This window comes from Olivibacter sp. LS-1 (assembly GCF_008245145.1).
Taxonomy (GTDB): Bacteria; Bacteroidota; Bacteroidia; order Sphingobacteriales; family Sphingobacteriaceae; genus Olivibacter; species Olivibacter oleidegradans.
In genome coordinates this window covers 658,039-671,178 of the sequence record NZ_CP041643.1, presented here as the reverse complement: position 1 = coordinate 671,178, position 13,140 = coordinate 658,039, and the positions used below count along the sequence as shown (strand labels likewise).

Here is a 13,140-nt window from a genome sequence, read left to right as displayed (position 1 = left end):
TTTGTTGATTAACGTATTCCACTTAAGGGCTTATATTTTGACGGAATAGTGAATGGCATCTCTACGGCCTCATTCAAAGCAATACGATTGTACTTTAGCTGTAATTCCAGTTTTACAGCGGATGAATTAGCGGTTAAACGAATATCCTTAGGTACCGGATGTTTGCCTATTAATGCAAAATCAGAATAATCCGTATTTACTTGGTGTTCCTGATTGTAAGTGCTTAAACTACAATTAGTGACCCTGAAATTGTCATCTGTTCTTACTAAGAAATTTAAATCATTTTTAAAGCCACTTAGTAAATAACCTAAATCTCCTTTTTTTGCCTCGTTCGAATAAGTCAACGCTTGATCAATCATATTGCCTACCATCATAGCCTGTAGATTACCATAAGTAATCTCTTCGGAGGCAAATTGATGTAAAAAGGCAAAGGGTTCGTCGATGTAGGTTCCGTTGATACGATTCATCATTCGAAAGCGGGTCGGCGTGATTAATACGCGAGCAGCCTCGATTCCAAAGACGGTGGTAATAGATATCCATATCGCTTCCTGGTTTTTTATCTTGATATTTAAGGTTGCATCATAGTTGTCTTTATTGATGGCAACGGCCGATTTTGCTTTAGCACTGAAGGTGTTGAAGCTCAATTGATTGTCAAGGATACCATTCACCAATACCCGATTATCCAAGGTGATCCGACTTTCTTCTTTGGTTGCGTCGACTATTACTTTTTTGCTTTTGCAAGCGACGATCAGCAAGCTAGCCGATAAAACCGTCAAAATGGATAGCTTTCGCAAATTTGAATGGTTAAAAGGCATTACTCAATATACTTTTTAGCATCGATCTTTTTAGTTAAAAGCTCCACATTTTCCCCCGTAGTTTCCCCGGTGGCTTTTGCTTCCTTCCATTTGGAAACGGCTTTTTCGATGTTACCCAGTTTAAACAATATATCACCATAATGTTCAAGGAGCGCAAAGGACTTTTCCCCTGAATTGGTGATTGCTTTTTCGATCCATTTTAAAGCTTCAGCGTAATTGCCTTGTTGAAACAGCACCCACGCGTACGTGTCTTGAAACGTCGGATTATTAGGCTCTAATTCGTTTGACTTTCTCGACATCTTAGCGGCCGCTTCTAAATTGGTTTTTCGAAGCGATAAATAGTAGGCGTAATTATTAAGCGTTCCCACGTTGTTGCTATCAATGGCAAGCGCCTCCTCATAGGCTTGATCGGACTCTGCAAACATATCCAAGGCGTGATAGGTGTCACCTAAGCTGCTATATACTTGCGTAAGCAACGGGGTGTTTTTCTCGTCAACATAATTAAGCGCGGCTTCAAAACAACTTCTTGCATCCGTATATTTCTTCTCCATAAAGAAAGCATGCCCCGAAAAAAACTGAGTTAAAGGCTGTTGCGGAAACAATGCAGAGGCTTTATAAGCATGTGCCAAAGCCTCTTTTTGCATACCTAAGCTGAGCTCTATCTGTAATAGTTGCTCCCAAATGGTATTCACCCGGCTGTTGATATCGATCGCTTTGAGATATTGTTCCCGAGCTTCCTTCAGTTGTTTTTGTTGGGCTAATATATCTCCATATAAAGCAAAAGCACGTGCATCCGTTGGATAGCTTATCGTTAATGTATTCGCTAAATCGCGAACGATAGGTGCCATTTCATTACTCTTCGGGTCAGACATGAGACTGATCAATAGGCGCATTTTCCCTTCGAAATCCATCCGTTCACTGGCAAAAGCCATTCGAAGCTCCCGAGTGGATTTTTCCTCATCTTTCAAATTGTGATAGGCATCCGCTTTACTTAAAGAAATGTAAGGATCGCCGGGGATACGTGCATGTCCTTCGTCCAAGACCTTAATAGCTTCCTTGGGCTTGTTAAGCTTTAAGTATAAGTTGGCTAAGAGTAGATATCCTTTTGTACTATCCGGTTCCTTTTCGATAATAGAGGTGACTTCTTCGATGGCCTTTTTGGGTTGTTTTTGTTTTAAGTATATCTCCTGCCGCGCAATAATGATGTTATCATCCTTTCCGAACTTTTGCTCTATTTCATGGTAAGCCTGTAGTGATTTGTCAAGCTCATTATTAAGGAAAAGGGCGTAAGCACGATCATAGAAGTACTCTTTCTTTTCGGGTTTGATGCGAATCAGCTGGTCAAAAATAGGAGGGAGGGAGTTAAAATCCTCCATCCGTTTGTAAATGTCTGCCAACAAAACCCAATACCACTCATTATCTGGCTTTAGTGTTGTTGCTTTTTTTGCATGGATGGCAGCGTCACCTAGATTTTTATCTTCCAACTCTAATCGGGCTAATTCGAAATAAGCAGCATCGTTGCTGTCGTCTAGCTTTAACAACTTGTGAAGTGTAGTTTGCGCTAGGTCAATATCTCCTCGGGCCTTTTCGTTGAGCGCCTGGTAATATAAATCCTTTACCTGACTGCTGTCTGTCGCTGTTTGCGCAAGTACCTGTTGTCCACTTATTAATAAAAGGCATATAAACCAGTATATTTTATTCTTTAAAATCATCTTACAATTGTTGTTTTAAATCGTACTCGTTTCACAATAGTCGGCCAAGTAGGGAAGTGCCTATATCCGGACTTCTCCTTTCATCGCTTTAACGCTATCGCAAAGGTTGGGCCATTATCTTCGCTTATAGCCTAATAATTGTTTAAGCTGTGGCCCCTCTTTTAAGTATATACCGATTAAGAAGAGCAAAAGCAATCCGTTACCGATTATTAGGTTCCTTCCAAATACGTAGAAAGATAACCAACTCAAAATAATTGCACATACAATATACGTCAAATTTTTAAATGTATGATAGGGAATTGGGTAATTTTTTTGTCCTAAAACATAAGAAAGAATCATCATGCAGGCATAGGTTATCATCGTAATCCAAGCTGACGCGATAAAGCCGTAAGAGGGAATAAAAACCAAATTCAACACAATAGTAACAATAGCTCCGGTACCTGAAATATAAAGACCATATTTTGTTTGATCAGATAATTTATACCAAATAGATAAACTCATATATACACCTAAGAAAATATATCCTAGTAAAAGGATTGGAACAATTGATAATCCTTTCCAATTTTCCATACTTGTTGTAAGAGAGGACCCGGCTATAAAATATTTTAAAATCTCAATATTGGCTACTAAACCAAACATGCCTATTGCCATGGCAATAACGAAATAATCCATAATGATGGCATAAGTTTGACCTGAATTTTTTTCTTTTGCTTGACTAAAGAAAAACGGCTCGGCACCTAAGCGAAATGCCTGGATGAAAATACTCAAAAATACGGCTAGTTTTGCCGACAATCCGTAGATACCGACTTGCGTTTCGGCGATATCATCCGGTAATAATTGTCCTAAAAATACTTTATCAAGGTTTTCATTTATAATAAATGAAAAGTTGGCAATCAAAATAGGGAAACTATAAGAAAACATTTCTCGCGCTAACGGGCCATTGAATCGTAATTTCAGTTTGAGCAATTCCGGGATCATGAGTAATAGTGTGACCGCGCTAGCGATTAGATTGGATAGGAAGACATAACCAACCCATTGGGGATGATACCAAGTAGAAAAGTATGGAGCAATGGATAGATCTGTCTTAATGGCCCAAGGAATGAAAACGATAAAAAATAAATTAGAGGATACAAAAATGAAAATGTTAAATAACTTAATCATTCCATATCTTAGCGGGCGTCCGTCTGCTCTGATTTTTGCGAACGGAATAACAGCGATAGCATCTAATACTAAGATAAGTGCAAAATACGTGATATACCTCGATAGATCTGGGTCCGATATATTCATAAAGTGCGCTATTTCCTGCTTAAAAAGCAGCACTAGGAGAAGGAAACATAAACTGATAGCAAGAATTATCAGAAAGGTATTATTGTAAACAGCCTGCTTATTATCCTCTTTTTTTTGAATGTAGCGGAAAAAAGTGGTTTCCATTCCAAAGGCAAGTAATGCGTTCAATAGCGAAGCATAACTATACATCGTGGTAAAAATCCCGAAGACGGCTGTGGATAGTTTTCTTGAAAATAAAGGTGTAAGGATAAAATTGACTAAACGAGCTATAATCGTACTTAAACCATAGATCATGGTTTGCCCGGCAAATTTTCGTAGTGTAGACAATTTTTGTTGACAGTTAAAATGTTAACGCTTAAGAATTTCGAAATTGTTATAGTTTTTCAGTTCACCTGAATTAATTTCAACTTTTTCGACAACAGCATGTTCCGGTCCCTCATGGCACCACTCTAAGAAATTCTCCAATCCGAAATCATCTCCTTCTGCTTCTATATAAACACTTCCGTCGGGTAAATTCTTGACAAAGCCGGTGACTTTTAACTGATTGGCAACGGCTTTAGTTGCTGCTCTGAAAAAGACTCCCTGTACTTTTCCGAAAACGGTAATATTTAAATGCTTCATTGGCACTGATACTTCTTAAGGACAGTCGAAACTGTATGTTACAAATGTGCAATTTTTTTGTAAATCAACTTGTCTCTTTTCCATAGGATTAATTATGCCGAATAGCAATTAACAGAAAATGAATGCTTTAGATTAAGGGCGTAACGGTTGAGTTTTCGCTCAGTTTTAGCCCTTGCGCGTGACTGATGAGGTTAAGGCCAGGTTTTTTGCCCTTTTCTAGACTGCCGTATTGGTGATCAATACCTAAGTATTTGGCGCCATTAAGCGTTGCCCACTTTAAGGTATCCTCAAGTTTTAAATGCGGGAAATGAGCGTGCAGTGTTAAAAGCTCCGATAAAATGCATAACTTATCGTTAGAAGCTAAACTGTCTGTGCCTAGCGTAATGGGACTGTCCTGATTCAGAAATAGGTCGATTTTTGGCAGCCTGTTTTCGATATACAGATTGGCATTAGGGCATAGACACCAGGTCACGTTTCCTGCAAAACGATCCACAAAAAAAATATCTTTCATGTTTGTGTACGTGTTATGAACAAACATAACGGGTTGCCGCTTTGGTAATAGAGGAACGATGGTTTGAATAGAATCCCTGGCTTGCGCCTTGAAGAAGCCAATATCTCGGTTTAACTTTCGATAAAAATCAATAAATTGCCCTGACTTATAGCGATAAAGCTTGTTCTCCTCTTCGCTTTCCTGATTGTGGATACTGAGCAGATTGGTTTCGGGTTTATGAAGTTGTTTTAAAAACCTGAAAATTTCTTTACATACCGAATAAGGGGCATGCGGTGTGATGGAGGACGGTAGCCCGTCGAATGATTCACAGAGCGCTAAGCCATCTCTAAACACTTCTTGCGCTTTTTCCGGTTCAAAGCACAGAATTTCTATAAAGGTATGGTAATAAAGGCTGCTTTTCTCCTTTGTTTCTTTTGAAATAGCAAGGTTTGCAATATCACCAACCGCCACAATACCATTCCTTTTCATTTCCGAGTCGGCAGATTGCATGGCCTTTACAACTTCCTTCTCGTTTGCATTCCGTTGCCCAATAACAGCTTCGATGAAAGGAATTAGCCCAGTGCCTTTGGCGAATTTACCCTTCAGATGGGAAAGTTCTAAATGACAGTGCGTGTTGATAAATCCCGGAGTAATAATACCCTTATGTTTCGTAATGGTTTTATCCGATATTTCTTTTGCTCCTGATTCATAAACACCTATAATTTCACCGTTCTCGTCCACCCCAATGATACCATTATGAATGGGTTTTGCAGAAACGGGAAAAATATAGTCTGCCGAGTAATAATTTACCATGACATCTGAGGTTCACTAAAAATATGAAGAATTCGTCTACTTTTTTTAATAATTACGGGCAATGTTAGCAAAAAATATGAAACTAACGAAATTTGTTTCACGCTTTAACACACTTGTATAACAAAGGATTATATGTTTTTGTGTTAAAAAAGCGGTATATTTGCACCGTGAAAAACATGGGAAAGAAAGTAGATATCAGATCGTTAAGCCTTGAACAGTTGAAGGAAAGTTTACTCGCTTTAGGCGAGCAAAGTTTTCGTGCAAAGCAAATTTTTGAGTGGTTATGGATGAAGTCGTGCGTAGATTTCGATAATATGACCAATCTTAGCAAAAAGTTACGCGATTCGCTGAAAGAGAATTTTATAATCAACGCTGTTCGCATCGATAAATCCCAATACAGTGCTGATAAAACCATAAAGAGCACGTTTAAGCTTTTTGACAATAATATTATTGAAGGTGTTTTAATCCCTACTCCCGACCGGATGACTGCCTGCGTCAGCTCCCAGGTGGGTTGCAGTTTAACATGCAAATTCTGTGCAACGGGGTATATGGATAGAAAGCGGAACTTAAATGCAGACGAAATTTACGATCAAGTTGTTTTAATCAATAAACAGGCAGAAGAAAACTATTCGATCCCCCTAAGTAATATTGTTTATATGGGAATGGGTGAGCCGCTACTTAATTATGCCAATGTTTTAAAATCTATCGAACGGATTACAGCTCCTGATGGACTGAATATGGCAGCAAAAAGGATAACTGTTTCAACTGCCGGAATAGCCAAAATGATTAAGAAGTTGGGAGACGATCAAGTGAAATTTAATTTAGCCCTCTCCCTTCATGCAGCGAATGACGCAAAAAGAAATGAAATCATGCCGATTAATGAGCAGAATTCGTTAAAGGCATTGGCCGAAGCGCTAAAATATTATTTTGCCAAGACAAAAAATCCCGTTACTTACGAATATATCGTTTTTAACAATTTTAACGACGAATTGGAAGATGCAGCAGAATTGGCGTCCTTCTGCAAACACCTGCCTTGTAAAGTTAACATCATTGAATATAATCCCATCGCCTTTGCAGATTTCGAGAATGCGGAAGGGGATAAAATTGATCGCTTTGCGGCGTTTCTTAGAAAAAGAGGTATAACCACCAATGTCAGAAGAAGCCGGGGCAAAGACATTGACGCTGCATGTGGACAGTTAGCTGTTAAAGAAAAACAAGAACAATTGATGTAAGCTTAAAGCTTCGAGAGAAAGTTTTAACTAACCGATGGCCAAAGCTGATACGATCATGTATTAATAGCTGCGCATACAAAATAGTAAGGTTGTCAAAGCGGGAAGCCAAGTGCGATTGATGGTCTTATGGCATTAATTATAGCCTATGATGATCCGGTATTTTCAAGCCCTTGTCTCATTACTATATCCCGAATTATGTGCGGGCTGTAAGCGATCGCTGTATGAACATGAATCGCTTATTTGCACCCATTGTCTCTATCATTTACCAATTACAAATTTCCATCTCGATCCGGCAAATGCTGCAAGCAAACAATTGTGGGGTCGGGTTCCGTTACAGGCGGTTTCTTCTTATCTTTATTATGTAAAAGGATCCACTGTTCAAAACATACTGCACCATTTAAAGTACTTCAATAAACCGGAAATAGGAAATATGCTGGGTAAACGGTATGGCGAACTGTTATACTGCTCCACTTTTCGGCATGTTGATCTCATCGTTCCGGTACCTTTGCATCCTAAAAAGCTAAAGAAAAGAGGATACAATCAAAGTGAGTTTTTTGCAAAAGGACTGAGCGAAAGCTTTAAAGTTCCGATAGAAACAGGAAATCTAATTCGACATACTCGCACAGAATCACAAACAACAAAAAGACGTTATGAACGTTACGAGAACATGAAAGAAATATTTGAAGTACTTAAACCTCAAACCTTTCAAGACAAACATATCTTGCTGGTGGATGATGTGCTAACAACAGGTGCTACCATTGAAGCCTGCGCTTATAAACTCTTGGAAATAGCTGGTGTACGTGTTAGTGTAGTGACGCTAGCCTATACCAAATAAACGTGATGGAGTTCTTCGGTCTATCATTAGAATAACATTATACTTTCTTCGTATTAACCATACTATTAATAAGGGGTTGAAAAAGGGTTGATAAGGAGTTAACAAAGGGTTAGTAAAGGTTTTATCTAGGTTAATCCCCCACTAATTCTTTATTATTACTAAATGAATACTTATTTAATGGTAAGATATGTATTGATTAATGTCGAAGTTAAGCCAACAAAAACGGGCATTCACATTGAATGCCCGTTTGTTAATTTTACGACAGATGATCTTACTGTCTATTTATATAAAGGAAATTTTGCCATTAATTGAAGCACTTCTTCATGAACCGCATCAAGCACGGCTTCGTCTTCCGGCGCGTTAATAACGCGATCAATGAATTCAACGATTTGTACCATTTCGGTTTCTTTCAGTCCTCTAGTTGTTATGGCCGCTGTTCCCATACGGATACCTGATGTAACAAACGGTGATTTGTCATCAAACGGCACCATGTTTTTGTTCGTCGTAATACCGGCTTCGCCTAATGCAGCTTCCGCTGCTTTGCCGCTGATTCCTTTGTTTCTTAAGTCAATCAACATGGAGTGGTTATCTGTACCACCTGAAATAATTTGATAACCTTTGCTAACGAAGGCATCTGCCATTGCCGAAGCGTTTTTCTTTACTTGCAAGATATAACTCATATAATCGTCGCTTAGTGCTTCACCAAAAGCCACGGCTTTAGCGGCGATGATATGCTCTAAAGGACCGCCTTGCGTACCGGGAAAAACAGCCATATCTAAAAGGGAAGACATCATTCTTATTTCACCTTTAGGAGTTTTTAAACCCCAAGGATTTTCAAAGTCTTTACCCATCATAATCATACCGCCGCGAGGTCCTCTCAGGGTTTTATGTGTCGTGGTCGTGACGATATGGCAATGCGGAAGTGGGTCCGTCAAGAGTCCACGAGCAATTAAACCGGCTGGATGTGAGATGTCAGCTACTACTAAAGCACCGATTTTATCAGCTACCTGACGAATAAAGGCATAATCCCAGTCGCGTGAATAAGCAGAAGCTCCAACAATAATTGCTTTTGGTTGTTCTCTTAACGCCGTTTCTTCTAAGGCTTTATAATCGATTAGGCCGGTTTCTTTGTCGACACCATAAAAATGAGCTTCATATAATTTACCGGAAAAATTTACCGGGGAACCATGCGTCAGATGTCCTCCATGGGAAAGATCGAACCCTAAAATTTTATCGCCCGGTTTAAGTATCGCTAAAAATACGGCGGCATTGGCCTGCGCTCCCGAATGCGGTTGTACGTTAACCCATTCGGCATTGAAAAGCTGTTTTGCGCGGTCGATCGCTATTTGTTCAATTTCGTCAACTACTTCGCAGCCACCATAATAACGCTTGCCCGGTAGTCCTTCTGCATATTTATTCGTTAATACAGAACCGGCTGCTTCCATGACCTGTTTGCTTACAAAATTTTCTGAAGCGATTAACTCAATACCTTCTTCCTGGCGTTGTAATTCTTCATTAATCAGCTCAAATATGATGTTATCTCTTTCCATTAAATATTGATATAAGTATCAGTTTTAGATAGTTGCGCAAAGATAGGGAAAATGTAGAGAATTGATAAGTGCTTTGTGCATTTATTAGCAGTTAGCTAGTTAACCACCGGCATTACCCTTTAGGTCTTAAATCTTACACCATAAACCCTATAGCTTACACCGCTTGTGCTTTCTCTTGTACCCAAAAATTGTTATATCCCAAACCTAATTGTATCTCGAGAATCTGCTGTTGAAGCATTTCCAGTATGGCTAAAAAGTTGTATACAAAATGAACCCTATTTTCAGAGTGCTGTTGAATGGCCTTAAAATCTAACTTTTGATTGATGGTTAATAGTGAGGCAATGGTTTTTTTCTGTTGTTCAATCGTATACGGATATTGTACAACAGTATGTTTTACTTCATTCGATTTGTTTAGATACGCATTCATTAATCGATCATAAACTTTCATTAATTTATATAGATCGAATGAATTCAATTCTTCTCCCGGCTCCGCCTCATTGGCTGCAATTTTGAGATTAAATGCAATGTTGCCACGCTTTTCAACCATGAAACGGTTATCTTCCAACGCTTTTAGATCTTCACAAACCGTTTTGAATTTTTTATATTCTATAAGTTTTTGTACAAGGTCTTTCTTGAGGTCAATTTCATTGCCGTCTTCATCTATTTCAGGCCGTGGTAATAGCATTTTGGCCTTAATCCGCATCAGGGTAGCAGCAACAAAGATAAATTCGCTCGCCAATTCCATGTTCAGGGCATTCATGTGGTGTATATAGCCCAAGAAATCATCTGTAATTTTAGCAATCGAAATTTCGTGTATATTAAGTTCGTCCCGCTCAATGAAAAATAGCAAAAGGTCAAAAGGACCTTCGAATTGTGGAAGCTTTATCTCAAAACCCTCTGTTTGCATGGTTCCAAAGGTACGCTTTTATTAAATATAAATTGTAACGTAGAGTAAGTGCGTTTAAAAGGAACCTTTTTATTAATCTATTTTTTTAGTATCTGTTCTTTATGCTTGATCATAAAGAACCAAACAATCAAGGCTTATGCAGGCTACCTTGCAGCTGATTGCAAAGTATCCATAGCGCGTATTGGAGCCGTTTCACTTCCTCAATCCGCTTGCATATTGCAAAATGAACAGTCGTGCAAATACTTTGCTGCTCGTTGCGTCGGTATCCTCCAAGGCCGTTTTTCCCAACACACTGGCTATATATAAGGCTAAAAACTAGTACGTTCGGTTAAAAGTAAAAGCCCATCGTTCTACTAAAGTGCCGCCTCCAAAATTTACAGTCAGCGCTGGGAGGCACTACCGTTCCTGTAAATTTTGAAGCGGCGAGCTTTCTTTGCTTCTTTTCTTTCGCGGAGAAAGAAAGAAGTTAAAATAAACGTTCTTTTAATATAAACACCTTTATGTTATAAGCGAAACCGACCAACGAGAATTCACCGAAGGTAATCTCTGGTATTAGACTTAAAGATTGATTTAGACAAAAATGAAATGTATAGCTGAAAAACAAAGCGAGTAGTTGCTTGTTGGTGAAAAATGAGCGGAACTAGCGGAAAGCTGAGATGGAACAGATCAGGAACAAAAAAAGCAGTACATAGCTAAATTGAATATTTATCCTTTACTTTGTAAACGTTTTGTTATTACCGTAATTTTGTATTTACAGGCAGAGAATGAGGACTGATTGCAGGACAAATTCTTTCAGAACCTATTTTAATATGGATTTTGAACCAGGAACGTTGCTAAAAAACATAAATAGCCCCGCCGATTTAAAAAAGCTCAGTGAGTCGGATTTAGAGAATGTTTGTAAAGAGCTACGTCAATATATTATTGATGTTGTATCTGTTTATGGCGGACATTTTGCCGCTAGTTTAGGGGTGGTGGAGTTGACGGTGGCGCTGCATTATGTACTCAATACGCCCTATGACCAATTGGTTTGGGATGTCGGCCATCAAGCCTATGGACATAAAATCCTTACCGGAAGACGAGATGTGTTTCACACCAATCGCGTATATAATGGTATCAGTGGGTTTCCTAAACGTAGTGAAAGTGAATATGATACCTTCGGCGTAGGGCATTCTTCCACTTCTATATCTGCTGCGTTAGGGATGGCGGTAGCTTCTCATTACAAGGGGGAAAATGATCGTCAGCACGTTGCGGTAATTGGTGACGGCTCTATGACAGCCGGTATGGCATTCGAAGCACTGAATCATGCCGGCATAGAGAAATCTAACTTGCTCGTCATTTTGAATGATAATTGCATGGCCATCGATCCAAATGTTGGTGCGCTAAAGGAATACTTAACGGATATTACAGTTTCAAAGCCTTATAACCGCTTTCGCGATGATATTGCTGCAGTTTTAAGTAAGATCTCCCAAATAGGGCCTGATGCGCTTGGTTTAGCCAAAAAGATAGAGAAGAGCGTTAAAGGGACTTTACTGAAAAATAGTAATCTTTTTGAATCATTAAAATTCAGATACTTCGGTCCGGTTGATGGGCACGATGTAAAACGCTTAGTTAAAATTATTGATGAACTTAGGGATATACCGGGGCCTAAACTTTTACATTGCATCACGGTAAAGGGAAAAGGTTTTGCCTTGGCGGAAAAAGATCAAACTAAATGGCACGCGCCAGGCCTATTCGATAAAATTACAGGCGAAATCAAGAAAACAGTTAGCGACAAGCCTGTAGCACCAAAATATCAAGATGTTTTCGGTCACACCTTGGTTGAACTGGCCGAGAAAAACGAAAAAATCATGGGCATTACACCGGCAATGCCTTCGGGTTCTTCCATGAATATTATGATGAAGGCTATGCCCGATAGAGCGTTTGATGTAGGTATTGCCGAACAGCACGCGGTTACTTTTTCCGCCGGTTTGGCAACCCAAGGAATGGTGCCTTTTTGTAACATATATTCAACATTTATGCAGCGGGCCTATGATCAGGTGATACATGATGTGGCTTTGCAAAATCTAAATGTCGTTTTTTGTCTCGACCGGGCAGGTATTGCGGGTGCCGATGGTCCTACGCACCACGGTGCGTATGATTTGGCATATATGCGTTGTATACCAAATATGAAGGTAGCTGCGCCTATGAATGAGGAGGAGTTGCGCAATTTAATGTACACCGCACAAATCGAAGATATGGGGCCTTTTGTGATCCGTTATCCCCGCGGACAAGGTGTCGTGCCTGATTGGAGAAGGCCTTTTAAAGAAATAACCATAGGGAAAGGACGAAAAATTTGTGACGGAGAAGATTTGGCGATATTAAGCATCGGGCATATCGGTAATGAGGTGGTAAAAGCTACCGTATCGCTTAACTCTGATGGGATTTTTCCTGCACATTACGATTTAAGATTTGTAAAGCCCTTGGATGAAGAGCTGCTGCATGAAGTGTTTCGAAAATTCAGTAAAGTAATCACAGTAGAAGACGGATGTATACAAGGAGGCATGGGAAGTGCTGTGCTCGAATTTATGGCAGATCATGGTTATCAGTCGAAAGTCGTTCGTTTGGGAATCCCCGATGAGTTTATCGAGCATGGCGAACAGAATCAGCTTTGGGCAGAGTGTGGTTATGATGCTCAACATATTATTTTGAACGCAAAGCAACTTTCCGAAGGTCGGAAAACCAATACCATGGCGGGGTAGGGAATTAGTTAGTAGCTTATAGCCTTTAGGCATTAAGTAATGGCCATGGAACCACGAAAACGTTAATAATAAAAACTGAAACTAATAAAGGGCTGATGGCCGATTTCTGAGAGCTGACCCGCTCTAAACCGACGCTAACA

Annotated in this window: 10 protein-coding genes; 3 read left to right on the top strand and 7 right to left on the bottom strand. The window is 39.5% G+C overall.

Annotation, left to right across the window (positions count from 1 at the left end):
- Window positions 1-8: 8 nt before the first annotated feature.
- The 5 genes from FKG96_RS02660 to FKG96_RS02640 all read right to left on the bottom strand — a co-directional run bounded on the left by FKG96_RS02660 (window position 9) and on the right by FKG96_RS02640 (window position 5,738).
- Entirely contained in the window at window positions 9-794 is a 786-nt protein-coding gene (locus FKG96_RS02660) for a DUF4292 domain-containing protein (protein ID WP_165446908.1), read from the bottom strand.
- Between the two features lie 20 nt (window positions 795-814).
- A complete protein-coding gene (locus FKG96_RS02655) occupies window positions 815-2,527 on the bottom strand; it encodes a tetratricopeptide repeat protein (RefSeq protein ID WP_130854747.1) in 1,713 nt (570 codons plus the stop codon).
- Between the two features lie 114 nt (window positions 2,528-2,641).
- Window positions 2,642-4,108, bottom strand: coding sequence for a lipopolysaccharide biosynthesis protein (locus FKG96_RS02650; protein ID WP_130855145.1), 1,467 nt, complete (start codon window positions 4,106-4,108; stop codon window positions 2,642-2,644).
- 54 nt (window positions 4,109-4,162) lie between these two features.
- A complete protein-coding gene (locus FKG96_RS02645; protein WP_130854748.1) occupies window positions 4,163-4,435 on the bottom strand; it encodes an acylphosphatase in 273 nt (90 codons plus the stop codon).
- A 127-nt stretch (window positions 4,436-4,562) separates the two neighbouring features.
- On the bottom strand, window positions 4,563-5,738 hold the full coding sequence (locus FKG96_RS02640) for an amidohydrolase family protein (protein ID WP_149105121.1): 1,176 nt from the start codon (window positions 5,736-5,738) through the stop codon (window positions 4,563-4,565).
- Window positions 5,739-5,914: 176 nt separating this feature from the next.
- Here FKG96_RS02640 and rlmN point away from each other — a divergent pair, with 176 nt between their 5' ends.
- Together rlmN and FKG96_RS02630 are read left to right on the top strand one after the other, a co-directional pair.
- Complete coding sequence (gene rlmN / locus FKG96_RS02635; RefSeq protein WP_041387983.1) at window positions 5,915-6,970, top strand: 23S rRNA (adenine(2503)-C(2))-methyltransferase RlmN; 1,056 nt, start codon at window positions 5,915-5,917, stop codon at window positions 6,968-6,970.
- A 145-nt stretch (window positions 6,971-7,115) separates the two neighbouring features.
- Complete coding sequence (locus FKG96_RS02630) at window positions 7,116-7,805, top strand: ComF family protein (RefSeq protein ID WP_041387126.1); 690 nt, start codon at window positions 7,116-7,118, stop codon at window positions 7,803-7,805.
- 278 nt (window positions 7,806-8,083) lie between these two features.
- On the opposite strand, the gene glyA is transcribed toward FKG96_RS02630, so the two are convergent.
- A complete protein-coding gene (glyA, locus tag FKG96_RS02625) occupies window positions 8,084-9,355 on the bottom strand; it encodes a serine hydroxymethyltransferase (protein ID WP_013664432.1) in 1,272 nt (423 codons plus the stop codon).
- 154 nt (window positions 9,356-9,509) lie between these two features.
- Window positions 9,510-10,262 (bottom strand): ScpA family protein, encoded by a 753-nt coding sequence (locus FKG96_RS02620; RefSeq protein ID WP_130854750.1) that lies wholly within the window; start codon window positions 10,260-10,262, stop codon window positions 9,510-9,512.
- A gap of 809 nt (window positions 10,263-11,071) precedes the next feature.
- Here FKG96_RS02620 and dxs point away from each other — a divergent pair.
- Window positions 11,072-13,000: a 1-deoxy-D-xylulose-5-phosphate synthase gene (dxs, locus tag FKG96_RS02615; RefSeq protein ID WP_130854751.1), complete on the top strand. Its 1,929-nt coding sequence runs from the start codon at window positions 11,072-11,074 to the stop codon at window positions 12,998-13,000.
- Window positions 13,001-13,140 lie beyond the last annotated feature (140 nt).

Excerpts from the sequence above, each read along its gene's own strand:
- FKG96_RS02655 (WP_130854747.1), bottom strand. The coding sequence starts at position 2,527 with ATGATTTTAAAGAATAAAATATACTGGTTTATATGCCTTTTATTAATA.
- FKG96_RS02650 (WP_130855145.1), bottom strand. The coding sequence starts at position 4,108 with ATGATCTATGGTTTAAGTACGATTATAGCTCGTTTAGTCAATTTTATC.
- FKG96_RS02645 (WP_130854748.1), bottom strand. The coding sequence starts at position 4,435 with ATGAAGCATTTAAATATTACCGTTTTCGGAAAAGTACAGGGAGTCTTT.
- FKG96_RS02640 (WP_149105121.1), bottom strand. The coding sequence starts at position 5,738 with ATGGTAAATTATTACTCGGCAGACTATATTTTTCCCGTTTCTGCAAAA.
- rlmN (WP_041387983.1), top strand. The coding sequence starts at position 5,915 with ATGGGAAAGAAAGTAGATATCAGATCGTTAAGCCTTGAACAGTTGAAG.
- FKG96_RS02630 (WP_041387126.1), top strand. The coding sequence starts at position 7,116 with ATGATGATCCGGTATTTTCAAGCCCTTGTCTCATTACTATATCCCGAA.
- glyA (WP_013664432.1), bottom strand. The coding sequence starts at position 9,355 with ATGGAAAGAGATAACATCATATTTGAGCTGATTAATGAAGAATTACAA.
- FKG96_RS02620 (WP_130854750.1), bottom strand. The coding sequence starts at position 10,262 with ATGCAAACAGAGGGTTTTGAGATAAAGCTTCCACAATTCGAAGGTCCT.
- dxs (WP_130854751.1), top strand. The coding sequence starts at position 11,072 with ATGGATTTTGAACCAGGAACGTTGCTAAAAAACATAAATAGCCCCGCC.